This is a genomic window from Streptomyces glomeratus, assembly GCF_021462825.1.
GTDB lineage: Bacteria > Actinomycetota > Actinomycetes > Streptomycetales > Streptomycetaceae > Streptomyces > Streptomyces glomeratus.
In genome coordinates this window covers 30,700-55,146 of record NZ_JAKEEB010000003.1, presented here as the reverse complement: position 1 = coordinate 55,146, position 24,447 = coordinate 30,700, and the positions used below count along the sequence as shown (strand labels likewise).

Here is a 24,447-nt window from a genome sequence, read left to right as displayed (position 1 = left end):
GGCGGGCTCCGCCGCCGTACCGACGTGTACCGACCTGTCCCCGGGTGTCCTGCCAGGCAGGGCGCCTGCGGGATAGCGTCGCCCCCATGACGGTGTGGTGGGAAGAGTCCGGATGGGAGGCGCTCAGCGACCGGGCGGGGCGCACGCGGCTTCCGGGCTGGGACTGCACGGCGGGACTGGTGGTCGGCGAGCATGCGGTGCTCATGGTCGACGCCGGGTCGAGCCTGGCCGAGGGAGCGCGGCTGCGCACCGAGACGCGGCGGCTGCTCGCGCCGCTCGGCGGGGAGGGGCGTGTGACGCATCTCGCGCTCACGCACCCGCACTTCGACCATGTCCTCGGAGCGGCGGCGTTCGCGGGCGCGGAGGTGTTCGGGGCGGTGGGCCTCGACGCGGTGTTCCGGCACGAGCGTGACGCGCTGGTCGCCGACGCGGTGAGGCACGGTCTGGACGCGGCCGAGGCGGCCGAGGCCGCGGAGCTGCTGGTCCGCCCGCGTCATCCGGTCTCGGGCGAATGGACGCTGGACCTGGGCGGGGTGCAGGTGCTGCTGGCGAACGTGGGCCCGGCCCATACGGCCCACGATCTGGTGGTCCTCGTCCCCGGCGAGCGGGAGGTGGTGTTCTGCGGTGATCTGGTGGAGGAGTCCGGCGAGCCGCAGGCGGGCCCGGACGCGGTTCCCTCGCACTGGCCCGCGGCCCTGGACCGGCTGCTCGACCTGGGCGGCCGGGACGCGCTGTACGTGCCGGGACACGGTGCCGTGGTGGACGCGGCGTTCGTCCGGGCGCAGCGCGACGAACTGGCCGCCCGTTTCGGCGTGTCGTGACGGCTCCCGCGACCCTCGCGTCCGGGCTTCTCCTATCGTCATCCGAATGCGCCACTACTCGCCGGACCTGACCCCGCCGTGGAAGAAGCCCCAGCCCGTGCCGGAGGTCCCGGCGGATCCCGGTCTGGTGGTCGAGGAGCCGCGCACCGGCTTCTGCGGTGCGGTGATCCGCTGCGAGGCGGGGACGGTGACCCTGGAGGACCGCTTCGGCAAGCACCGGGTGTTCCCGCTTCAGCCGCGGGGGTTCCTGCTGGAGGGCCGGGTGGTGACACTGGTACGCCCGTCCAAGGCGCCGGTGCGTCCCACACGCACGGCGTCGGGTTCGGTGGCCGTCCCGGGGGCGCGCGCGAGAGTGGCCCGCGCCGGCCGCATCTATGTGGAGGGGCGCCACGACGCGGAGCTGGTCGAGAAGGTGTGGGGCGACGACCTGCGCATCGAGGGTGTGGTGGTGGAGTACCTGGAGGGCGTCGACGACCTGCCGTCGATCGTGGCCGCCTTCTCCCCCGGCCCCGACGCCCGTCTCGGCGTCCTGGTGGACCACCTGGTCCCGGGCACCAAGGAGTGGCGGATCGCTCAGTCGGTGACGAGCGAGCATGCGCTGGTGGTGGGCCACCCGTACATCGACATCTGGGAGGCCGTGAAGCCGGCGGCGCTGGGGATCGGGGAGTGGCCGCGCGTCCCGCACGGGCAGGACTGGAAGAAGGGGGTGTGCCGGGCGCTGGGCTGGCCGGAGAACACGGGCGCGGCCTGGCAGGGGATTCTGGGGCGGGTGCGGTCCTACAGGGATCTGGAGCCGGAGTTGCTGGGGAGGGTGGAGGAGCTGATCGACTTCGTCACGGACAGTGGTGGGGCTTGACTCCGGGGAACGTCACCAGGTCCGGTACGGGCTCACTGGCTTCGTCGAGGACATCGACGTCCTGCCGACGGGGTGATCAGTCCACCAGGTCCCGCACCACCGCGTCCGCCAGCAGCCGCCCCCGTAGGGTGAGAACCGCCCGGCCCTCGTCGTACGGCCCCTGCTCCAGCAGTCCCTCCGTCAGCGCCCGGCGCGAGGCCGCAAGCCCCTCCTCCCGCAGCAGCGACAGCGGCGCGCCCTCCCGCAGGCGCAGCTCCAGCAGGATCCGCTCCACCCGGCGGTCCTCGTCCGACAGAAGCTCTCGCCCGGCTCCCGGCGACCGCCCGGCCGCAAGCGCCGCCGCGTACGCCCCCGGATGCTTCACGTTCCACCAGCGCACGCCGCCCACATGGCTGTGCGCGCCGGGCCCCGCGCCCCACCAGTCGGCGCCGCGCCAGTACAGCTCGTTGTGCACACAGCGGCCGGATTCCGAGGTGGCCCAGTTGGAGACCTCGTACCAGTCGAAGCCCGCCGATCCGAGCACCTCGTCCGCGATCAGATAGCGGTCCGCGTGGACGTCGTCGTCCGTCATCGGTATCTCGCCCCGGCGGATGCGGCGGGCGAGCCGGGTGCCCTCCTCGACGATCAGCGCGTACGCCGAGACGTGGTCGGGGCCCGCGCCGAGCGCCGCGTCCAGCGACGCCCGCCAGTCGTCGTCCGACTCGCCCGGCGTGCCGTAGATCAGGTCCAGGTTCACGTGCTCGAAGCCGGCCGCCCGCGCCTCGGCCACACAGGCCTCGGGGCGGCCCGGGGTGTGGGTGCGGTCCAGGACCTTCAGTACGTGGGGACGCGCGCTCTGCATGCCGAAGGAGATGCGGTTGAAGCCGCCCTCCCGCAGCGTGGCGAGATAGCGCTCGTCCACCGACTCCGGGTTCGCCTCCGTCGTCACCTCGGCGTCGTCCGCGAGCCCGAACTCGTCGCGGATCGCCCCCAGCATCCGTACGAGGTCCTCCGCGGCCAGCAGCGTCGGCGTGCCGCCCCCGACGAAGACCGTCCGGACCTCGCGCGGGTCGTCGCCCAGCACCTTGCGGGCCAGGCGGACCTCCTCGGTCAGGGTCCCGGCGTAGTTGTCCCGGGAGGCGAGCACCCCGCCCGTGCCGCGCAGTTCCGTCGCGGTGTACGTGTTGAAGTCGCAGTAGCCGCAGCGCGTCGCGCAGTACGGCACATGGAGGTAGAACCCGAGGGGGCGCCGGGCGGCCCCGGCGAGCGCGTGCGCGGGCAGTGCGCCGTCGTCGGGGACGGGCTCGCCGTCGGGGAGTGCGGAAGGCATGTCCCCCATTGTCCAGCACCGCGGAGGTGACCGTCTTGGTCCGGCACCTCACTCCGCGCGCAGCACCAGCAGCGCGAGGTCGTCCTCCGGCGGCTTGCCCCCGAACTCGTGGACCAGCGTCCGGATCCGCTCCGCGATCATCTGGGCGCTCATCCCGGCGCACCCCGCGAATGCCGCCGCGAGCCCGTCCCCGTCGTCGAACTGGCGCGACCCGCTGCGCCGCTCGGTCACCCCGTCCGTGACGCACAGGAGGGTGTCGCCGGGGTGCAGCTCGAAGGTCTCGCCCACGTACATGACGTCCTCGACGACGCCGAGGAGGGTCTGCGGCTGTGCCACGACCCGTACGTCGCCGTCCGGGCCCAGCAGCAGCGGCAGCGGGTGCCCGGCGGCGGCGAGCGTGCAGCGCACCCCGCCGTCGAAGGGGACCAGCTCACCGTAGAGCAGGGAGAGGAAACGCGCGTGGGGGCCGCCGTCGGCGACCGGCACCGGGGCGCCCGCCGCCACGAGCGCACGCGCCGCCGCGTCCGCCGCCTCCGTCGCATCGTCGAGGAGGAGCTGGTTGAGGCGGTCCAGGACATCGGGGACCGCGTAGCCCTCGCGGGCGAGCAGCCGCAGCCAGGGGCGGGCCAGTCCGATCACGACCGCCGCCTCCGGGCCCTTGCCCTGGACGTCGCCGAGCGCGAAGCTCCACCGTCCGTGGCCGGCCGGGAAGAGGTCGTAGAAGTCGCCGCTGGGGCCGCCGCCCTTGTCGCACGGCTCGTACACGAGCGCGCTGCTCACCCCGGGGATCTCGGCGACGGCCCCGGGCAGCAGCCCCCGTTGCAGCACCCTGCTGATGGTGGCCTGGCGCGCGTACTGCCGGGCCGCCCCGATGGCGAGCGCCACCCGGCGGCTGAGGTCCTCGACGAGCCCGGTGACCTCGTCGGGAAAGCGCAGTAATCCCGCCCGGCCGATGACGAGCGTGCCGAGCGGGCGGCCGCCGGCGATCAGCCGGTAGGCCAGTGCCGCCCCGGTCGCGCCGCGCGGGCCGAGCGCCTCCCCGGGCCAGGGCACCGGCACCGCCCGGGACCGCACCGACTCCGGCAGCCTCGGCGGGTCCTTCTCCAGCACCCGGCGCAGCTCCTCGATGCGGTTCTCGCTGCCGTGCCAGACCCGCGCGAGACGCGGCCCGGCGGCGACCGCCGTCTCGGGACCGTGCCAGCCGGTCGCCTCGTCCTCGAGCCACACCGCGCACCAGTCGGCCAGACGCGGCACGAGGAGCTGCCCGGTGAGTGCGGCGACCAGGTCCTCGTCGAGCTGTCCGGCGAGCAGATCGGACGCCTCGGCGAGGAAGGAGAGGGCACCGCGGCCCCGCCAGTCATGGTCGGGGACGCCACGTCCGGGCTCGGCGAAGGCGGTGACGTCGGGACCCGGGGTCTCGGCCGCGCCCAGCCCGCAGTCCAGGGCGCCGCCCTCACCGGCGTACCCCTCCATGCCGTCCGAAACGGCCGAGTGGCCGTCGAGGGGCAGCTGTGCCCAGACGGTCTTGGACGCGGTGCGGTAGGTGATGCCCCAGGCCGTGGCGAGCGTGGCGACCAGGCGCAGACCGCGGCCGTGCTCGGGTATGCCGTAGGAGCGTTCGGTGACGTCGTCCCGTACCGCCCGCGAGGGGTGGTGGTCGGAGACCTCGACGAGGAGGCCGGGAGGTTCGTCCTCCACGTCGCGGAAGCAGCAGAGGATGTCGACGTCCGTGCCCGCGTGCACGACCGCGTTGGTGACCAGTTCGCTGACCACGACCAGGGCGTCGTCGACCAGCCGCTCGGTGAAGGTGTCGGGTTCGGCCGCCTCGGCCCACGCGCAGAGGGCGGCGCGCATGAAACGGCGGGCGGCGCCCGGCGCGAGGGGGCCACCGGGCAGCGTGGTACGCACCACCGTCTGCAGCCTCGCGCCCTCGTGCCTCTCGGTCGCGGGCGTGTCAGGGGCACGGGCGATGGTCTCCCGTGGCGTGGGAATGGGCCCCATGGACGGCTCCCCGAGCATTCCGACGAACTCTGACGAATACGCCTCCGGCGATGCGGACAGAGTGACAGACCGGCCACGCTCATAAGCATGGAGTTACCGAAGTGGGCCGCCATGAGTGAGAAGAGTGCTACAGATGTGCTCGAAGACGGACAGATTCGAGCAACGGATCTGCGTCCTGTGCTCGGCCGCTGATCACCGCCCGGGAAGACGGCTTCGGGAAGAGTCCCGTGACGGGGGAATCACGGCGGTCGCGGCCGGGGTGGCGCCCCGTGGCCGCGACCGCCGGGCGCCTCTTACGCCTCGCGCGTGCCCGCGTACATCTCCTCGATGAGGTGCTTGTACTCCCTCTCCACCACTGGCCGCTTCAGCTTCAGGCTCGGCGTGATCTCACCGTGCTCCACATCGAGGTCGCGCGGCAGCAGCCGGAACTTCTTGATGGTCTGCCACCGCTGGAGCCCCGCGTTGAGTTCCCGGACGTAGCCGTCGACCATCTCGACCGTGACGGGGGCGGCGACGACCTCGGCGTACGTCTTGCCCTCCAGACCGTTCTCCTTCGCCCACTCGAGGATCGCGATCTCGTCCAGGGCGATGAGGGCGGTGCAGAAGTTCCGGTCGGCGCCGTGCACCAGGATGTTGGAGACGTACGGGCACACCGCCTTGAACTGCCCCTCGACCTCGGCGGGCGCGATGTACTTGCCGCCGGAGGTCTTGATGAGGTCCTTCTTGCGGTCGGTGATACGCAGATAGCCGTCCGGGGACAGCTCGCCGATGTCCCCGGTGTGGAACCAGCCGTCCGCCTCCAGCACCTCGGCGGTCTTCTCCGGCAGCCCGTGGTAGCCCTCCATGATGCCCGGGCCGCGCAGCAGGATCTCGCCGTCGTCCGCGATGCGCACCTCGGTACCGGGCAGCGGCTTGCCGACCGTGCCCGTGCGGTACGACTCGCCCGGGTTCACGAACGAGGCCGCGGAGGACTCGGTCAGGCCGTAGCCCTCCAGGATGTGGATGCCGGCACCCGCGAAGAAGTAGCCGATCTCGGGCGCGAGGGCGGCGGAGCCGGAGACACAGGCCCGCAGCCGGCCGCCGAACGCCTCCCGGATCTTGGCGTATACGAGGGTGTCGGCGACCTTGTGCCTGGCGCCGAGACCGAAGGGCACGGAGTGCGTACCGGTGCGCCGGAAGTTGTCCTGGCTGACCTTGGCGTACTCGCGGGCGACCTCGGCGGCCCACTGGAAGATCCTGTACTTGGCCCCCCCACCCGCGCGGGCCTTGGCGGCGACGCCGTTGTACACCTTCTCGAAGATGCGCGGCACGGCCGCCATGTACGTCGGCTGCACCACCGGAAGGTTTTCGATGATCTTGTCGACGCGGCCGTCGACCGCGGTGACATGCCCCACCTCGATCTGGCCGGAGGTGAGCACCTTGCCGAAGACATGCGCGAGGGGCAGCCACAGATACTGCACGTCGTCGCCGCCGACCAGCCCGGTCGCGGCGATCGCCTTCGCCATGTACGCCCAGTTGTCGTGCGGCAGGCGCACACCCTTGGGGCGGCCGGTGGTGCCGGAGGTGTAGATGAGGGTGGCGAGCTGGTCCTTGGTGATCGCGCCGACCCGCTCCTTGATCAGCTCCGGGTGCTTCTCCAGGTAGGCCGCGCCTCGGGTCTCCAGCTCGGCGAGGGTGAGGACCCAGTCCCCGGACTCGACGCCTTCCGGGTCGATGACGACGACGTGGTGCAGGTCGGGCAGCTCGGAGCGCTTCTCGAGGGCCTTGGCCAGCTGCGCGGCGTTCTCCGCGACGAGGACCCTGCTCTCGGAGTCGGAGAGGATGAAGGCCGACTCGTCGGCGTTGGTCTGCGGATAGATCGTGGTCGTGGCCGCGCCCGCGCACATGATGCCGAGGTCGGCGAGGATCCACTCGATACGGGTGGAGGAGGCGAGCGCGACACGCTGCTCGGGCCGCACACCCAGCTCGATCAGCCCCGCGGCTATCGCGTGGACCCGCTCGGCGGCCTGCCCCCAGCTCAGCGACCTCCACTCGTCGGGACCCTCGCCCGCGGACACCGGCACCGGGTAGCGGTAGGCCTCGGCGTCCGGCGTCGCCGCCACACGCTCCAGAAAGAGGGCCGCGACAGACGGCGGACGGTTCTCGATCAAAGTCTGTGTGTGGCTCACGACATCCTCCGGGCCCGCGACGGTGCGGCTGGCTCATTTCTGCTGTTTCTACTCGCGGCGGTTGTTTAACTCGCGAGTAACCATCGAGCAGGCATCAGAGTAGAGCCCGACCAGCCGGTTTGTAAGAGGCGACGACCCGTCGCTTTGCTCACGTGGCCATCCGACCTATGCACAGGGGCCCGCCGCGCCGCACACGACGGACCCCATCGCTCCCGGTTTGCCCTGCTCCCGGCGACTACTTCTTGCCCTTGGCCGGCCCCGCGCTGTCATCGCTGGAGAGCACCGCGATGAATGCCTCCTGCGGAACTTCCACGGAACCCACCATCTTCATCCGCTTCTTGCCCTCCTTCTGCTTCTCCAGCAGCTTCCGCTTACGGGAGATGTCACCGCCGTAGCACTTGGCGAGGACGTCCTTGCGGATGGCACGGATGGTCTCGCGGGCGATCACCCGGGAGCCGATGGCGGCCTGGACCGGCACCTCGAAGTTCTGCCGCGGGATCAGCTCCTTCAGCTTGGCGACGAGCCGGACGCCGTACGCGTACGCCTGGTCCTTGTGGGTGATCGCCGAGAAGGCGTCGACCTTGTCGCCGTGCAGCAGGATGTCGACCTTGACCAGGGAGCTGCTCTGCTCGCCCGTGGGCTCGTAGTCGAGGGACGCGTACCCGCGGGTCTTGGACTTCAGCTGGTCGAAGAAGTCGAAGACGATCTCCGCGAGGGGGAGGGTGTAGCGGATCTCGACGCGGTCCTCGGACAGGTAGTCCATGCCGAGCATGGTGCCGCGCCGGGTCTGGCACAGCTCCATGATCGCGCCGATGAACTCGGTGGGCGCGAGGATCGTGGCCCGTACGACCGGCTCGTACACCTCGGCGATCTTCCCCTCGGGGAACTCGCTCGGGTTGGTGACGGTGTACTCGACGCCGTCCTCCATGATCACGCGGTAGACCACGTTGGGTGCGGTGGCGATCAGGTCGAGGCCGAACTCGCGCTCCAGCCGCTCGCGGATCACGTCGAGGTGGAGCAGGCCGAGGAAGCCGACGCGGAAACCGAAACCGAGGGCCGCGGACGTCTCCGGCTCGTACACGAGCGCGGCGTCGTTGAGCTGGAGCTTGTCCAGGGCCTCGCGCAGGTCGGGGTAGTCGGAGCCGTCGAGCGGATACAGGCCCGAGAAGACCATCGGCTTCGGGTCCTTGTACCCGCCCAGGGGCTCTACGGCGCCCTTGGCCTGGCTGGTGATGGTGTCACCCACCTTGGACTGGCGGACGTCCTTCACACCCGTGATCAGATAGCCCACCTCGCCGACCCCGAGCCCGTCGGCCGGGAGCATCTCGGGCGAGCTGACGCCGATCTCCAGCAGCTCGTGGGTCGCGCCGGTGGACATCATCCTGATGCGCTCGCGCTTGTTCAGCTGTCCGTCGATGACACGGACATAGGTGACCACGCCGCGGTAGGAGTCGTACACGGAGTCGAAGATCATGGCCCGGGCGGGCGCGTCCGCGACACCGACCGGCGCCGGGATCTGCTCGACCACCTTGTCCAGCAACGCCTCGACGCCGAAACCGGTCTTGGCCGAGACCTTGAGCACGTCGTCGGGCTCGCAGCCGATCAGGTTCGCGAGCTCCTCGGCGAACTTCTCGGGCTGCGCGGCCGGCAGGTCGATCTTGTTCAGTACGGGGATGATCGTGAGGTCGTTCTCCATCGCCAGGTAGAGGTTGGCGAGGGTCTGGGCCTCGATGCCCTGGGCGGCGTCGACGAGAAGGATGGTCCCCTCGCACGCGGCGAGCGACCGCGAGACCTCGTAGGTGAAGTCGACGTGCCCCGGGGTGTCGATCATGTTCAGGATGTGCGTGTTGCCCGGATCGTGGGTCGGGGCCCACGGCAGACGCACCGCCTGGGACTTGATCGTGATGCCGCGCTCGCGCTCGATGTCCATGCGGTCGAGGTACTGAGCGCGCATCTGCCGCTGCTCGACGACACCGGTCAGCTGGAGCATCCGGTCGGCGAGCGTGGACTTGCCGTGGTCGATGTGCGCGATGATGCAGAAATTGCGGATCAGAGCCGGGGCGGTACGGCTCGGCTCGGGCACATGGCTAGGGATCGCGGGCACGCAGGGTCCTGATTCTTGAGGCGTCCGCAGCGTCTGCGGTCTCGGGTCGGATCGATACGTAGCCTCCATGGTCCCACGCGCGGGAGGCTGCGACCGGTACGGGCCGTGCCGGAGCCGACCGGAACGGCGCGTGGACGGGTGACCGCGCCGGCCGCCCCCGGTTCGCGCGGGGGCCTGACGGGTTCCCCGCGGGACCGGTTTGGGCGGGCCGGAAGGCGGCTGGTAGCCTGGGTGGCTGTGTCTCCTGCCCTCTCAGCGCGAGACACGTCTTCTGGAAATCACCGGCACGCGGGACAGCCCGTCTCGCGTACCTGAACCTGTAAAGGCTCATTCGTGGCGAACATCAAGTCCCAGATCAAGCGGAACAAGACGAACGAGAAGGCGCGCCTGCGCAACAAGGCCGTCAAGTCCTCGCTTCGCACCGCGATCCGCAAGGCCCGTGAGGCCGCCGCCGCGGGTGACGTCGAGAAGGCCACCGAGCTCCAGCGCGCCGCCGCGCGTCAGCTCGACAAGGCCGTCTCGAAGGGCGTCATCCACAAGAACGCGGCTGCCAACAAGAAGTCGGCGCTGGCCTCCAAGGTCGGTGCCCTCAAGGGCTGACACTTGATTTGACGCCGGAGGGAACCGAGCGGGCCCTCTCTCATCCGCTCCCACCCGGCACCCCGGGTCCGTACGCGGCCTGCGTTCGCCACGCGGGTACGGACCCAAGAGCTTGACCGAAGGCCCCGCCTCCCGTCCTTCCCCAGGACGGGAGGCGGGGCCTTCGGCATGCACGGCACGTGTCCGCGAAAGGACTCGCCGACCTACGCGCGGCCCCTGGACCGGGCCGCCCTCGCGACCGTGACGACCGCCTTCTCCAGGGCGTACTCGGGGTCGTCACCGCCGCCCTTCACGCCCGCGTCGGCCTCGGCCACCGCCCGCAGCGCGACCGCCACGCCCTCCGGCGTCCATCCCCGCATCTGCTGCCGCACCCGGTCGATCTTCCACGGTGGCATGCCCAGCTCACGCGCGAGGTCCGCGGGACGCCCGCCGCGGGCCGACGACAGCTTCCCGATCGCCCGCACCCCCTGTGCGAGCGCACTCGTGATCATCACCGGCGCCACCCCCGTGGCCAGCGACCACCGCAGCGCCTCCAGCGCCTCCGCCGCACGTCCCTCGACCGCCCGGTCCGCGACGGTGAAGCTCGACGCCTCGGCCCGCCCGGTGTAGTACCGCCCGACCACCGCCTCGTCGATCGTGCCCTCGACGTCCGCGACCAGCTGTGACACCGCGGACGCCAGCTCCCGCAGATCGCTGCCGATCGCGTCGACCAGCGCCTGGCACGCCTCGGGCGTCGCCGAACGCCCCCGGGCCCGGAACTCCCCCCGCACGAACGCCAGCCGGTCCGCCGGCTTCGTCATCTTCGGGCAGGCCACCTCGCGCGCCCCCGCCTTGCGGGCGGCGTCGAGCAGGCCCTTGCCCCTGGCGCCGCCCGCGTGCAGGAGCACCAGGGTGATCTCCTCGGCGGGCGAGGCGAAGTAGCCCTTCAGTTCCTTGATCGTGTCGGCCGCCAGATCCTGCGCGTTGCGCACGACCACGACCTTGCGCTCGGCGAAGAGCGACGGGCTGGTCAGCTCGGCGAGCGTGCCGGGCTGCAACTGGTCCGAGGTGAGGTCCCGTACGTCCGTATCGGCGTCGGCGGCCCGGGCGGCGGCCACCACTTCCTGCACGGCGCGGTCGAGCAGCAGGTCTTCCTGGCCCACGGCAAGGGTGACGGGGGCGAGAGGGTCGTCATGCGCGGTCTTCTTGGCCATCACGGAAAGCATCGCATGCGCCGCTGACATCGCGGTCCCGTCGCCGCCCCGCGAGGCCGGCCCCCCGGATCACCACAAGGACGGGCTACGGCTCCTCCCGCCAGCCGTCCCACTCCCCCACGAACACGTCCAGCGCCTCCGGGTCGAGCGATTCCTCCTCGTCCCGCAGCACCACCAGCCACTGCGCGTCCTCGGCGTCGTCCTCACCGGCCAGCGCGTCCCGTACGATCCGCGGCTCCTCATCGAGTTCGAACCGCTCCCCGAGCGCCTCCGCCACCTCTTCCGCAGTGTCACGGTCGGGCAGCACCAGCACATGTCTCACATCGCTCACGGGGACATTTTCCGCTACGCGGGACACCGCTACGCCCCGGTACCACCCCGGAGTTCCCCGGGGCGCCCCCGCCGCCCCTCGCCCCCTCCCGCGCCGGGAACGTGCCGCCGCCCTTGCGTTCCCGGCTCCGCGAACCCGCATGCCGGTCAGCCGTCCCGGCCGCCCTGCCGCACCGTCGGCACCCGGTCCAGGACGATCCCGAACCGCTCCCGGTACATCTCCAGCACCTCCTCGTCACTCGCCAGGTCCGACACCTCCTTCCGCCCGTCCGGTGCCGTCACCGTGACCCGGCGGCCGCTGAGCGTGATCCGCCCTCCGTCCTCGGTGACCCGTGAACACACCAACGACCGCACGAAGTGCGAGACCGGCGAGGTGGTGTTCCACCAGGCCCCGACCGTGAAGTCCCCGAGCGTCCGCGGGCGCGTCTCCAGCCGGTACTGCGGCGTGCCGTCCCGCAGCACATCCAGGTCCCCGTACGCCGGACCCCTGCCTCCTCGCGCCCCCGCCGCGTCCGCCCCGGCCTCGATCACCCGGAACGCACCGCCCGGGTCGGGCTGCTCGCCCCGCTCCCCGAACGCCAGCGGATAGTGGCTGTGCGCCCCGAACCCCACATCCACCAGCCAGTCGCCCCCGTCCACCGTCCGCACCCGCAACGCGAGATGGTCGTACGGCACCCCGAGCCGCCGCTCCGCCCCGTACACCCGTGCCGCGAGCAGCGTGACATCGAAGCCGAGCGCCGCCAGCAACGCCCCGAACGCACCGTTGAGTTCGTAGCAGAAGCCGCCCCGGCGAGCCCCGACGATCTTGTCGAACAGCCGCTTCTCCTCCAGCACGATCTCCTCGCCGAGATGGATCGACAGGTTCTCGAACGGGACGGTCTTCAGATGACGGAGTTGCAGCTCGCGCAGCACATCGATGGTGGGCCACGCGGGATGGTCCGCCCCGATCCTGTCGAGGTACGCGTCAACCTGTGCGGAATTCATGACCTCAGTCTCTCGCGGCCCTCAGGTCGCCGCCCGCTCCGACGACCGCGATCGCCCCGTCCCGGTCCGTCCGCAGCACCAGTGCGCCCTCGCCCCGCAAGGCCGCGACCGTGCTCGGCGCCGGATGGCCGTAGGGGTTGTCCCTGCCGCACGAGATCAGCGCGAGCCTCGGCGCGGCCCTCCGTATCAGCTCGGGATCCTGGTACGCCGACCCGTGGTGGGCGACCTTGAGGACATCCACCGGTCCCAGCCCGGCGCCCGCGGGTGATTGCAACAGCTCCTCCTGCGCGAGGGGTTCCAGATCGCCCAGCAGGAGCAGGGTCAGCCCCGCCGACCGTACGAGCAGGGCGACGCTCGCGTCGTTCGGGCCGTCCGGCAAGGGCGCCGGGTCCGGCGGAGGCCACAGCACCCGCCAGTCGAGGGCCTCGAGGCGGCGGCGCTCCCCGGCCACGGCGCGCGTCACCGGAATGTGCCGGGCGGCAGCCCGGGCGCGCACGAACGCCGCCTGCTCCGGTGGCTCCTCGAACCCGGTCGTCTCGATCGCGCCCACCGATCGACCGCGCAGCACCCCCGGCAGCCCCGCCACATGGTCGGCGTGGAAGTGGGTCAGCACGAGCAACGGGACGCGGGTGACACCGAGCGCGGTGAGGCATCGGTCGACCAGCACCGGATCGGGGCCCGTGTCCACGACCACCGCCGTACCGTGGCCCGCCGCGAGCACGGTCGCGTCCCCCTGCCCCACGTCGCACATCGCGAACCGCCAGCCCGGCGGCGGCCACCCGGTGATCACCCGTGTCAGGGGCGGTGGCTGTACCACGACGAGCAGCAGCACGACGACGCAGACCCCGGCCGGCCAGGGGCGCCGGAGAAGCCACCGCCCGGCGAGGACGACGGCCGCCGTCACGGCCGCCAGCAGCATCGCCCCGGTCCAGCCGCCGGGCCAGTCCACCGCACCGCCCGGCAGCGAGGCTCCGGTACGCGCGATGCCGGCGATCCATCCGGCAGGCCAACCCGCACACCACGCCAGCCCCTTGGCGACCGGCATCGCCGGCCGAGCCGCCGCCAGCGCGGCGAACCCCAGCACGGTGGCCGGTGCCACGGCGAACTCCGCGAGCATGTTGCAGGGCACCGCCACAAGACTCACGCGCGACGACAGCACCGCGACGACCGGCGCGCACAGCGCCTGCGCGGCGGCCGCGGCGGCCGATGCCTCGGCCAGCCGGGGCGGCACACCGCGCCGCCGCAATGCCGCGCTCCAGCGCGGGGCGACCGTGAGCAGGGCACCGGTCGCCAGCACGGAGAGCAGAAAGCCGTAACTCCGGGCGAGCCAGGGGTCCCAGAGCACGAGCAGCAGCACCGCCGTGGCCAGCGCGGGAATCAGCGATCGGCGGCGCCCGGTCGCGAGCGCGAGCAGGGTGATCGCCCCGCAGGCCGCGGCCCGCAGCACACTGGGGTCGGGCTGGCACACGACCACGAACCCGAGCGTGAGCGCACCGCCGAGCAGCGCCGTGCCCCGCAGCGGGATACCGAGCCGGGGCGCCAGTCCGCGCCGCTCCACGCGCTGCGCCAGGCCGGCCGGGCCGACGACCAGGGCCAGGAGGATCGTGAAGTTGCCCCCGCTCACCGCGAGCAGATGCGCGAGGTCCGTCCGCTTGAAGGCGTCGTCCAGCCCGGGCGGAACCCGCGAGGTGTCCCCGACGACCAGTCCGGGCAGCAGCGCCCGCGCGTCCGGGCCGAGCCCGTCGCTCGCCGCACGCAGCCCGGCCCGCATCCGTCCCGCCCACCGCTGCACCCCGGTCGGACCGCCCACCACCTGGGGTGGTGCCGCGGCCCGTACGCGCACCACCGCGGCAATGTGATCACCTCCGGTGAGCGCCGGTGCCAGCCGGGCGGCCACCCGCACCCGCGTGGAGGGCAGCAGCCCCAGCCACGGCGACCGCGCGGCCCCCTCGACGGCACCCACCGAACCACCCGGGCGCGCACGGGTGTTCAGGTCGACCACCATCAGCACCGGCGTCCGGACCGCCACCTCGGTCCCGTCCGCCTTCGTCAGCCGCCGTACCTTCCCGTCGAGCAGCACGGCGGTCGGAGCCGTGTGGTCCCCCGTGATCCTGGGTCTGGTGAGCCGTGGATCGGAGGTGATCTCGATGTCCGCGGTCACCTCCGCGTGCCGAGCCGCAAGGGCGGGCACGGGCCCTCGTCGCAGATCGGCACTCTGCAACCCCGCGGAGGCCCCGGCGGCCGCGACGCAGAGCAGCGCCGCGGCTGCGGACACCGTCGACCAGGAGCCCCGGAGCCGAGGTCGGCCCCCGGCCCGACCCCGTCGCGCCGCCAGCAACACTCCGGCCGCCATCAGGGCGACGAACACCACACCGGTGACCCGGTCGGCCGGGGCGCCCAGAGCCCAGGCGGCCGCCACCCAGGCCCCTACCGCAGGCCCCACCATCCGCAGGTCCACCGGCCCCTCATGCCGGGCATGCGCCTCTCCGAGCCCGCTGCGGGCCGCATCACGCACGGCCGAGGGGGCGGGGCCGCCGGGCTCCCGTGACGCTGTCCCCGGCCCGACGGCGGCCGGGTCGCTCGGCGGTGTCTTCGGGACGGCCGGGACGCGTTCGCTCGGCGGTGTCCTCGGCCCGCGTGTGCCGCGATCCATCGGGGGCGTCATGGCCGGACGAGATTTCGCAGGTCGGCGAAGCGGCGCTCGCCGATGCCGTTGACGTTGCGGAGTTCGTCGACCGAGCGGAAGCCGCCGTGCTGGGAGCGGTAGTCGATGATGTGCTGCGCCAGCACCGGCCCCACCCCGGGCAGCGTGTCGAGCTGGTCCACGGTCGCCGAGCCGAGCGAGACCGGACCCGCGGGTGCCGCCCCCGTGGCGGGACGACCGGCGACCGGGGCCGCCGGGCCCGTGCCCGGCGCGGGTGCGGGGCCGCCCACCACGATCTGCTCGCCGTCCACCAGAAGGCGGGCACGATTGAGGCCATCGGTGTCCGTACCCGGGCGCACTCCGCCCGCCGCCCGCAGGGCGTCCGCGACCCGGGACCCGGGCGGGAGCCTCAGCAGCCCGGGCTTACGCACCTTGCCGGTGACATCCACGACGACCGCCGGGCCCGCCGCCCCCGCACCGCCCGCAAAGCGGGGACCGGGCGAGACTCCGTGCGCCGTCGACCGCCCGGCTTCGAGTGCGCCCGGCGCTCCGTACCGCGCCGCCGCCCGCACCACCTCCGGTGCCCGCACCTGTTGCGGGCGGCCGGACCAGAAGTGCTGCGCGGCGAAGAGCACGGCCACCACGAGCAGCACCCCCAGCGCGGCCACGCTCCTGCGCTCCAGACCGCACCTCGACTGCATCCACAGCGGCATCCGCTCCCGCAGGGCCGGCCCGACCCGCTCCCGCCACGCCATGCCGGTCGCCGCGCGCTCCGGGGGCGCAAGGCCGTCGTGCTCCGGGGTGTCCCGCGGGGCGTCCGTGTCCCGGTTTGCCACCGGCGGCCCGTTTCCCCGTGCCTTGCCATCCGCAGGGTCTTGGGCGAAGAGTGCCTCGGCGCGCAGGCGCAGTGCGTCGGCCGACGGGCTCTTGGGGTTCCGTCGTGGATGTCCCCGCGCATGGCGCAGCCGGTGGCGTGTGCGGCCGTCGGAACCGGGGCTGCGGCCCGGGCCACTGGTGGAGACGGCTGTGCGTGAACGTGATCGAAGTGCCATGCCCCGACGATCGGGCACATCACCGCCCTCGCGATGATCTTGGGCAATTCCCGGGGAAAACTCGCCGGTTGTGGATAACTCCGTCACCCACACAAGGGGCAGTCACCGTAGTCGCCCCCACAGCGGCGGTCATCGCGATCGCACCCACAAAGGGCAGTCACCACGATCGCCCACGCGACGGGAAGGTCACCGGGGCGACACCACGGCCCCGAGCAGTCCGGGCCCCGTATGCGCCCCGATCACCGCGCCGACCTCGCTGACATGCAGATCGGCCAGCCCGGGAACCCGTGCGCGCAGACGGTCCGCGAGAGCCGACGCCCGTTCGGGGGCGGCGAGATGGTGGACCGCGATGTCGACCTGTCCCCTGCCCGCGCGCTCCGCCACGACCTCCTCGAGGCGGGCGATCGCCTTGGACGCCGTGCGCACCTTCTCCAGCAGCTCGATACGTCCGCCGTTCAGCTGGAGCAGCGGCTTCACCGCCAGCGCGGAGCCCAGCAGCGCCTGCGCGGCCCCGATCCGGCCGCCCCGCCGCAGATAGTCCAGCGTGTCGACGTAGAAGTAGGCGGAGGTGTCCGCGGCCCTCTTCTGCGCGGCGGTGACCGCCTCGTCGACCGTACCGCCGGCCTCCGCGGTCTCCGCGGCGGCCAACGCGCAGAAGCCGAGGGCCATCGCGACCATCCCGGTGTCCACCACCCGCACCGGCACCGGGGCGTCACGGCCGGCGAGCACGGCGGCGTCGTACGTTCCGGAGAACTCGGAGGACAGGTGCAGTGAGACGATGTCGGTCGCGCCTGCCTCGGCCACCTGGCGATAGGTTTCGGCGAACTGCTCGGGGCTGGGCCGGGAAGTGGTGACGGACCGTCGCTTCTGCAGGGCCTCGGCGAGCGAGCGGGCCGAGATCTCGGTCCCCTCCTCGAGCGCCTGGTCACCCAGCACCACGGTGAGCGGCACCGCGGTGATGCCGTGGCGCTCCATCGTCCGCGGCGGCAGGTAGGCCGTTGAATCGGTGACGATAGCGACATGGCGGGACATGAGCTGGAGGTTACCTGCCGGAACGCGCGCGCGGCAGCCCGGCCCCTCCGAGCTGGTCACGCCTTGGCGTAATCATGTGGTGCTCTCGGGTCGGGGCTTCCTCTGCCAGGGGTACACGGCCCGCTGTCCGGGTGGGGTCAGAGACGGCCTGGAGGGCCGGGACGGATCATGCGCCGCACGGGACTCGGGCGTCTCCGGCCAGGTCTGGCCGTCGGCGGCCGCGGGCTCGGGCGCCGGTGCCTCCGGCCAGGGCGAAGCGGACGGGTTCGGCCGCTCCTTGGTCCAATGGCGCAAAGCGCCCGCCTCCACGTCGATCTGCGCGCTCAGGGTGTCCAGGTCGTCGTCGGCGAACCTGCGTGCCCGGTCGTGTGCCGCCCAGCGCAGCGCGTCCGCGGACCGGGTGATCCGCTCGGTCCGCTCACGCAGGTCGGGCAGGCGGGCGGCGAGCATGCCCCGGTCCGGCTCGGTCTCCAGGCGCCGTAGCTCCGCGTCCAGTTCGCGTCCGTGCGCGCTGAGACGCTCGAAGAGGCCGAGCGACTCCTTCAGCGACTCGTCCTCGGCGACACCCGCGTGCAGCGCGTCCTGCGTGGCCCGCAGGGAGGTGCGCAGCGACAGACGGAGCTGGGCGAGTTCACCGGCGGGGCCTGGCTGGGCGAGGGTCCTGGCGCGCAGGGTGGTGTCCTCGACCGTGCGCCGGGCCTGCGCGATCGTCCGGTCCACGCCGCGTTTGGCCGCGCGGACCGCTTTCACCGTCGCATACGTCCCGAGCACGACGCACAGCACGAACAGGAGCGCGATGACGGTCAACACGGCTTCCACGACGCTCCTCCTCCGGCCGGCCATGACGGTGGCTGCACCGCTCTTCCACGGTAAACGCAGCGGGCAGGCCCGGGGTTCCGCCAGAACCCCGAACCTGCCCGTAGGGGACTACCCCGACACCGAAAAGGCCGTGGGATGCGAGGCCGGCCGACGTTACGCGGTGACGATGTTCACCAGCTTCGGCGCGCGCACGATCACCTTGCGGATCGCGGCACCCCCCAGCGCGGCGACCACCTTCTCGTCGGCCAGCGCCACCTTCTCCAGCTCCTCCTCCAGGATCGAGGGGGAAACCTCCAGGCGCGCCTTGACCTTGCCCTTGACCTGGACCACGCAGGTCACGGTCTCGTCCACGACGTACGCCGGGTCGGCGACCGGGAAGTCCTGGTGGACGACCGAGTCGGTGTGACCCAGCCTGCGCCACAGCTCCTCGGCGATGTGCGGGGCCAGCGGCGCGACCAGCAGCACCAGGGCCTCGGCGACCGCGCGCGGCACCGAGCCGCCGGCCTTCGTCAGGTGGTTGTTCAGCTCGGTGATCTTGGCGATGGCCGTGTTGAAACGCAGCGCCTCCAGGTCCTGGCGCACGCCGTCGATCGCCTTGTGCAGGGCACGCAGGGTGTCCTCGTCGGGCTCGGCGTCGGCGACGGTGACCTCGCCGGTGGCCTCGTCGACGATGTTGCGCCACAGCCGCTGCAGCAGCCGGAACTGGCCCACCACGGCGCGTGTGTCCCACGGCCGTGACACGTCCAGCGGGCCCATCGCCATCTCGTACAGACGCAGCGTGTCGGCACCGTACTCGGCGCAGATCTCGTCCGGGGTGACGGCGTTCTTCAGGGACTTGCCCATCTTGCCCAGCAGACGGCTGACCTTCTCGCCCTGGTAGTAGTACGCCCCGTCGCGTTCCTCCACCTCGGCGGCCGGCACCGCGATACCGCGGCTGTCGCGGTAGACGTAGGCCTGGATCATGCCCTGGTTGAACAGCTTGTGGAACGGCTCGGCCGAGGAGATGTGGCCCAGGTCGAACAGGATCTTGGACCAGAAGCGCGCGTACAGCAGGTGCAGCACGGCGTGCTCGGCGCCGCCGACGTACAGGTCGACGCCGCCGTGCGGCATGCCCTCACGCGGGCCCATCCAGTAGCGCTCGGTCTCCGGGTCGACCAGCTTCCCGCCGTTGTGCGGGTCCAGGTAGCGCAGCTCGTACCAGCAGGAACCGGCCCAGTTGGGCATGGTGTTGGTCTCGCGGCGGTACTTCTTCGGCCCGTCACCCAGGTCCAGGGTGACGTTGACCCACTCCTCGTTGCGCGACAGCGGGGTCTCGGGCTGGGTGTCCGCGTCGTCCGGGTCGAAGGTGCGCGGCGAGTAGTCCTCGACCTCGGGCAGCTCCAGCGGCAGCATCGACTCGGGCAGCGCGTGGGCGACGCCGTCCTCGTCGTAGACGATCGGGAAGGGCTCGCCCCAGTAGCGCTGGCGGCTGAACAGCCAGTCGCGCAGGCGGAAGTTGACGGTGCCCTGGCCGATGCCCTTGCGCTCCAGCCACTCAGTGATGCGCGCCTTGCCGTCGACGACGTTCAGGCCGTCCAGCGACACGCTCTCACCGGAGGAGTTCACGATCTTCGCCTCGTATGCGACGAAGGCGTCGTCCCAGGTCGCGGGGTCGGTGCCGCGGCCGTCGGTGGGTTCGACGACGCAGCGCATCGGCAGCTCGAATGCGCGCGCGAAGGCGAAGTCGCGGCTGTCGTGCGCCGGGACGGCCATGATCGCGCCGGTGCCGTAGCCCATCAGCACATAGTCGGCGATGAAGACGGGGACCTTCTCGCCGCTGACCGGGTTGGTGGCGTACGCGCCCGTGAAGACGCCGGTCTTGTCCTTGGCCTCGGCCTGCCGCTCGACGTCGGACTTCGAGGCGGCCTGGGCGCGGTAGGCGGCGACGGCCTCGGCGGGAGTGCCGTGGCCACCGGTCCACACCTCGTGCGTGCCCTCGGGCCACGCCTCGGGGGTGAACTTCTCGACCAGCGGGTGCTCCGGCGCCAGCACCATGTAGGTGGCGCCGAACAGGGTGTCCTGGCGCGTGGTGAAGATCGTGACGGCTTCGCCGTCGATCGGGAAGTCGACGCGGGCGCCCTCGGAGCGGCCGATCCAGTTGCGCTGCTGCAGCTTGATGGCCTCGGGCCAGTCCAGCCCGTCCAGGTCCTCCAGCAGCCGGTCGGCGTAGGCGGTGATGCGCATGTTCCACTGGCGCAGTTTGGCCTTGAACACGGGGAAGTTCCCGCGCTCGGAACGGCCGTCGGCGGTGACCTCCTCGTTCGCCAGGACGGTGCCCAGGCCGGGGCACCAGTTGACGGGTGACTCGGAGGCGTAGGCCAGCCGGTACTCGCTCAGGATGTCGGCGCGCTCGGCGGCGCTCAGCTCGTTCCACGCCCGCGTGGTGCCCGGGACCGCGCGCTCACCCGACTCGAACTGGGCGATCAGCGCGGAGATCGGGCGGGCCTTGCGGGCCTCCTCGTCGTACCAGGAGTTGAAGATCTGCAGGAAGATCCACTGGGTCCACTTGTAGTAGTCCGGGTCGATCGTGGCGAACGACCGGCGCTTGTCGTGCCCCAGGCCCAGCCGACGCAGCTGCGCCTTCATGTTCTCGATGTTGGCCTCGGTGGACACGCGCGGGTGCGTGCCGGTCTGCACGGCGTACTGCTCGGCGGGCAGGCCGAAGGCGTCGAAGCCCAGGGTGTGCAGGACGTTGTGGCCGGTCATGCGCTGGAACCGGGCGAAGACGTCGGTGGCGATGTATCCCAGGGGGTGGCCGACGTGCAGGCCCGCACCGGACGGGTACGGGAACATGTCCATGATGTACTTCTTGGGCCGCGCCACCAGCTCGGGGTCGCCGGCCAGGTCACCCTCGGGGTTGGGCGCCTGATAGGTGCCCTCTGCGTCCCAGACGTCCTGCCAGCGTGCCTCGATCTCGGCCGCCATGGCGGCCGTGTAGCGGTGCGGCGCGGCCTCCGCCGACGCGGCTGCGGTGGCAGCGGGGTTCGTCTCGCTCATGATCCTCAAAGCTCCATCGATCGTCTCTGCTCGGCGGCTGCGACATCCAGGAAACGAAAAATCCCCTCGCACAGGAGGGGACGCCGCGCCGATTCCGACCGTCCGGTGCACCGGTGGTCGGGACTGATCAGCGCGGCCCGCTAAGCAGAAGGCGTACGGCACGCATGGCGTCAGGGTACCCCAGCGTCCGAGCGTGCCGCGACGGACTTCGGGCGGCACCTCCGGGCGGCGAGGCGGCACGCCCGGATGCGAAGGCGACTGAACCCAACGAGGGGCACAACCGTACTCACTCTCCGACGGTCGGTTGTGAAGGTCCCGAAAAGCTGAACAAGGTTCAAATGTTACTTCGCGTAACAACAGCTAATCGGACAACGCGACCACCCCGTTGCCCTCAGATAACAACCCAATAACTCAAACCTCGTACCGCTCGGTTTGGAGCCCCTTTAGAGTGCGGCAGCGGGACCGCCTTCCCGAAACTGTTCGGAGTTGCCCCCATGAACCCTCCACGTAGTAACAGCTCGCTCCCCAAGCCGGGCCGCTCGGCCTACGGCGTTGCGTCGGCTGTGGTACTGCTGCTCATACCCGTCATCGTGCTCGCCGGCGGAAACGCAGTCCGGGACTTCCTCAACTTCGGAGCGGGTGTCCTCTCGCTCGTCTCCCTCAGCTGCTCGGTGATCTGGGGGCTGGTCGCCCAGGACCGGATCTTCCTGAACATCCGCCAGCGGATCGTCGCCCAGGCCGTGCACCGGACGACCGCGGTGGCCTCGATCGCGTTCCTCCTGGTGCACATCACGGTCAAGCTGGCACTCGAGCACACCGTGCTGATCGCCGCGCTGATCCCCTTCAGCCTGGGCGTCAGCGGCTCGGGCGGACTCATCGGCCTCGGCTCCCTGGCCGGACTGCTCATGATCTTCGTGGGCGTCACCGGCGCCCTGCGCAGCAACTTCGCCTCCCCGGCACCCGTCGCCGCGCGCTGGCGGGCGATGCACATGCTGGCCTACCCGTCCTGGTGCGCGGCGCTGATCCACGGCCTGTTCGCGGGACGCGCGGCGAAGCCGTTCTTCATGGTGTCGTACGAGCTGTGCCTGCTCGGGGTCATGGCGGCGCTGGGACTGCGCGCGGCCCCGCGCCCGTTCAAGCGCAAGGTGGCCGACCGCATCTTCGCGGTCATCGGGACCGGCGACCGGCCGGGGCGCGACGAGCTGGAGGCCAGCCGCGCCCGCAACGCGGAGGCCGCGGCCGCCCTCGCGGGCTTCGGAGCGCGCGCTGCGGGCCGCGGCGGCACCGACACGGGGCTGATCCCCCCGCAGCCCTCCTCGCCCCTGTACGAGGCCCCTGCGGCCCGCACCATGACCCCGGAGCCGGGCAACGGCTTCGCGGCCGCCTACCGGGCCGTCTCGGGCACCCCGCGCGCGCAGGGCCCGATGACACCCGACGCGACCCGGCGCATGGACCTGCCCATGGACATGCAGGCCACCGAGGCGATGCCCCGGGTCGACGGCGCCGGCGCCCCCTCCGGCAGCTGGCCGATCCCCTCGCCGCCGCCCGTCGGCGAGGCGCCGCCCTCGGCGTACGACCCGCTCCAGGACACCGGCTACACCGTTCCGGCCTACGGCAATTCGGGATACAACGCATACGGCGCGAGTGACATGTACGACACAGGTGAGACGAACGCCGCCTACGGCACGTACAACTCGAACAACATGTACAACAGCGGTCCCGCGACGGAAACGCTTCCCGGCGCCTACGACACGCCGGGGGCCGGCGAACCCTGGAACGCGCCTTCCGGAGGCTTTAAGTGAACGAGGCCCTGCCCGACGTCCCAGAGGTCCGCGTCGTCGGACTTCCGCAGCTCACGTCGGGCTTCGACCTTGTCGAGAGACTCGACCTGCCGATGCACCTCAAGGTGCACGGCCCCCTCGAGCCGATGGGCGGCGAGCAGCTCGCACAGCTGGCCGAGCAGATCTCCCTGAAGGGGCGCGGCGGCGCCGGCTTCCCCTTCCACAAGAAGCTGCGGTCGGTCGCCGAGTCGGCGATCCGCCGTGGCATCCGGCCTGTGGTGGTCGTCAACGGAAGCGAGGACGAGCCGGCCTGCCGCAAGGACACGGTGCTGATCAACCGTGCCCCGCACCTCATCCTGGACGGCGCCCTGCTGGTCGCCGAGGCCCTCGGCGCACGCCAGCTCGTGGTGGGCGTGACCCGGGCCTCCACCGAGCGCTCGATGGAGCAGGCGCTGGCCGAGCGCGGCCTGAGCGACCGGCGTGGCGCGCCCATACGCGCGCGGGTGCAGCGCAACCCGGTGCGCATGGTGACCGGCGCCGCGGCCTCGCTGATCCGTTCCATCGACGGCGGGCCGGCCATCCCGCCCGGACGCAAGACCAGCGCCTCGCAGAGCGGCGTGGGCGGCGCGCCCACGCTGCTGTCGAACGCCGAGACGTTCGCCCAGCTCGCGATCGCCGCCCGCATCGGTTCGGAGCGCTACTGCAACACCGGGCTGTACGACGAGCCCGGCACCGTCATGCTCACCGTCTCCGGCGCCGTCAGCCGCCCCATGGTGATCGAGGTCCCGACGGGCGTGCCGCTGCGGTACGTGCTCCAGCTGGCCGGCGCCCCGCCGGTCCCGCAGGGCGTGCTGACCGGCGGCTACCACGGCAAGTGGATCGACGCGGTGACGGTCAACGAGGCGATCGTCTCGCGCAACTCCCTGGACGCCGTCGGCGGCTCCCTCGGTGCCGGCGCGATCCTCCCCATCAGCCAGGAGACCTGCCCGCTCGGTGAGTCCCTGCAGGTGGCCAAGTGGCTGGCCGAGGAGAGCGCGGGCCAGTGCGGGCCCTGCTACCTCGGGCTGCCCGCAGCGGCACGCGGTATGGAGGACATCCTCAACGGCGGCGGTCCGGCCGCCCTGGAGGCCCTCAAGCAGGTCGCCAAGGCCGTGAAGAGACGTGGGGCCTGCTCCCACCCGGACGGCTCGGCGATGTTCCTGGAATCGACCATCAAGGCCTTCACGGACGACCTGGCGGCGCACGTCCTCGGCAACGGCTGCGGCAGGCCCGTGGAGGGCGTGCTGCCGCTCTTCGAGGGCGGCCGCGCTCCTACGGGGATTCCGGGCGGCGGGCAGGCCGAGCCCGAGGCGGGCGCCAGCCGGCAGAAGATCTACGTCGACTGGACGCTGTGCCGCGGTCACGGACTGTGCGCGGACATCCTCCCGGAGGTCTTCGAACTGGGGGCCGACGGCTTCCCGACGGTCGCGCAGGCGCCGGTGCCGCTGTACGCGGAGGCGAAGGCTCTGCGGGCCGTTCGCCGCTGTCCGGCACTGGCGCTGCGGATCGAGGAGGACAACGGGTCCTCCGCGCCGTCCCGCAGCAATCTCCCGGTGCTGTCGCAGGGCCGCGGGCGCCGGGCCCTCGGCCGCTGAGACGCCGACCCGGCCGCTGACCGGGACGTCGACGGCGGGCCGCCCTGCTCGGGGCGGCCCACCGTCGGTGTTTGTGCGAGCCC

Annotated in this window: 17 protein-coding genes; 5 read left to right on the top strand and 12 right to left on the bottom strand. The window is 71.9% G+C overall.

Annotated elements, in window-relative coordinates; genetic code table 11:
* Window positions 1-86 precede the first annotated feature (86 nt).
* Window positions 87-821, top strand: a complete 735-nt coding sequence (locus LZ604_RS04080) for an MBL fold metallo-hydrolase (protein WP_234512696.1) — start codon at window positions 87-89, stop codon at window positions 819-821.
* Window positions 822-867: 46 nt separating this feature from the next.
* Entirely contained in the window at window positions 868-1,677 is an 810-nt protein-coding gene (locus LZ604_RS04075; RefSeq protein WP_234512694.1) for a DUF3097 domain-containing protein, read from the top strand.
* A gap of 76 nt (window positions 1,678-1,753) precedes the next feature.
* On the opposite strand, the gene hemW is transcribed toward LZ604_RS04075, so the two are convergent.
* From hemW to lepA, 4 genes are all read right to left on the bottom strand, one after another.
* Window positions 1,754-2,986: a radical SAM family heme chaperone HemW gene (hemW, locus tag LZ604_RS04070; RefSeq protein ID WP_234512692.1), complete on the bottom strand. Its 1,233-nt coding sequence runs from the start codon at window positions 2,984-2,986 to the stop codon at window positions 1,754-1,756.
* 48 nt (window positions 2,987-3,034) lie between these two features.
* Window positions 3,035-4,987, bottom strand: a complete 1,953-nt coding sequence (locus tag LZ604_RS04065; RefSeq protein ID WP_234512690.1) for a SpoIIE family protein phosphatase — start codon at window positions 4,985-4,987, stop codon at window positions 3,035-3,037.
* A 293-nt stretch (window positions 4,988-5,280) separates the two neighbouring features.
* Window positions 5,281-7,155 (bottom strand): AMP-dependent synthetase/ligase, encoded by a 1,875-nt coding sequence (locus LZ604_RS04060; protein ID WP_234512688.1) that lies wholly within the window; start codon window positions 7,153-7,155, stop codon window positions 5,281-5,283.
* 235 nt (window positions 7,156-7,390) lie between these two features.
* A complete protein-coding gene (lepA, locus tag LZ604_RS04055) occupies window positions 7,391-9,259 on the bottom strand; it encodes a translation elongation factor 4 (RefSeq protein ID WP_234512686.1) in 1,869 nt (622 codons plus the stop codon).
* Between the two features lie 333 nt (window positions 9,260-9,592).
* Between lepA and rpsT the strand changes: the two genes are divergently transcribed.
* The gene (rpsT, locus tag LZ604_RS04050; protein WP_234512684.1) at window positions 9,593-9,859 is read left to right on the top strand and encodes a 30S ribosomal protein S20; all 267 of its coding nucleotides are present in this window, start codon (window positions 9,593-9,595) and stop codon (window positions 9,857-9,859) included.
* A gap of 203 nt (window positions 9,860-10,062) precedes the next feature.
* Here the strand turns inward: rpsT and holA are convergent, their stop codons facing one another.
* The 8 genes from holA to leuS all read right to left on the bottom strand — a co-directional run bounded on the left by holA (window position 10,063) and on the right by leuS (window position 20,949).
* The gene (holA, locus tag LZ604_RS04045) at window positions 10,063-11,052 is read right to left on the bottom strand and encodes a DNA polymerase III subunit delta (protein WP_267970942.1); all 990 of its coding nucleotides are present in this window, start codon (window positions 11,050-11,052) and stop codon (window positions 10,063-10,065) included.
* A gap of 85 nt (window positions 11,053-11,137) precedes the next feature.
* Window positions 11,138-11,383 carry a hypothetical protein gene (locus LZ604_RS04040; RefSeq protein ID WP_234512679.1) on the bottom strand — a complete coding sequence of 82 codons (246 nt, stop codon included), beginning with the start codon at window positions 11,381-11,383 and terminating at the stop codon, window positions 11,138-11,140.
* 146 nt (window positions 11,384-11,529) lie between these two features.
* On the bottom strand, window positions 11,530-12,366 hold the full coding sequence (locus tag LZ604_RS04035; RefSeq protein WP_234512678.1) for an arylamine N-acetyltransferase family protein: 837 nt from the start codon (window positions 12,364-12,366) through the stop codon (window positions 11,530-11,532).
* Between the two features lie 4 nt (window positions 12,367-12,370).
* Window positions 12,371-15,019: a ComEC/Rec2 family competence protein gene (locus LZ604_RS04030; protein WP_372482085.1), complete on the bottom strand. Its 2,649-nt coding sequence runs from the start codon at window positions 15,017-15,019 to the stop codon at window positions 12,371-12,373.
* An 8-nt stretch (window positions 15,020-15,027) separates the two neighbouring features.
* Complete coding sequence (locus tag LZ604_RS04025) at window positions 15,028-16,062, bottom strand: ComEA family DNA-binding protein (protein WP_234512677.1); 1,035 nt, start codon at window positions 16,060-16,062, stop codon at window positions 15,028-15,030.
* Window positions 16,063-16,248: 186 nt separating this feature from the next.
* Window positions 16,249-17,094, bottom strand: a complete 846-nt coding sequence (locus LZ604_RS04020) for a DegV family protein (protein WP_234512676.1) — start codon at window positions 17,092-17,094, stop codon at window positions 16,249-16,251.
* A gap of 72 nt (window positions 17,095-17,166) precedes the next feature.
* The gene (locus LZ604_RS04015; RefSeq protein ID WP_234512675.1) at window positions 17,167-17,913 is read right to left on the bottom strand and encodes a hypothetical protein; all 747 of its coding nucleotides are present in this window, start codon (window positions 17,911-17,913) and stop codon (window positions 17,167-17,169) included.
* Between the two features lie 153 nt (window positions 17,914-18,066).
* Window positions 18,067-20,949 (bottom strand): leucine--tRNA ligase, encoded by a 2,883-nt coding sequence (gene leuS / locus LZ604_RS04010; RefSeq protein ID WP_234512674.1) that lies wholly within the window; start codon window positions 20,947-20,949, stop codon window positions 18,067-18,069.
* 494 nt (window positions 20,950-21,443) lie between these two features.
* Here leuS and LZ604_RS04005 point away from each other — a divergent pair, with 494 nt between their 5' ends.
* A complete protein-coding gene (locus LZ604_RS04005; RefSeq protein ID WP_234512673.1) occupies window positions 21,444-22,751 on the top strand; it encodes a cytochrome b/b6 domain-containing protein in 1,308 nt (435 codons plus the stop codon).
* Window positions 22,748-24,364 carry an NADH-quinone oxidoreductase subunit NuoF family protein gene (locus LZ604_RS04000; RefSeq protein WP_234512672.1) on the top strand — a complete coding sequence of 539 codons (1,617 nt, stop codon included), beginning with the start codon at window positions 22,748-22,750 and terminating at the stop codon, window positions 24,362-24,364. Before LZ604_RS04005 ends, LZ604_RS04000 begins: the two co-directional genes overlap by 4 nt.
* Window positions 24,365-24,447 lie beyond the last annotated feature (83 nt).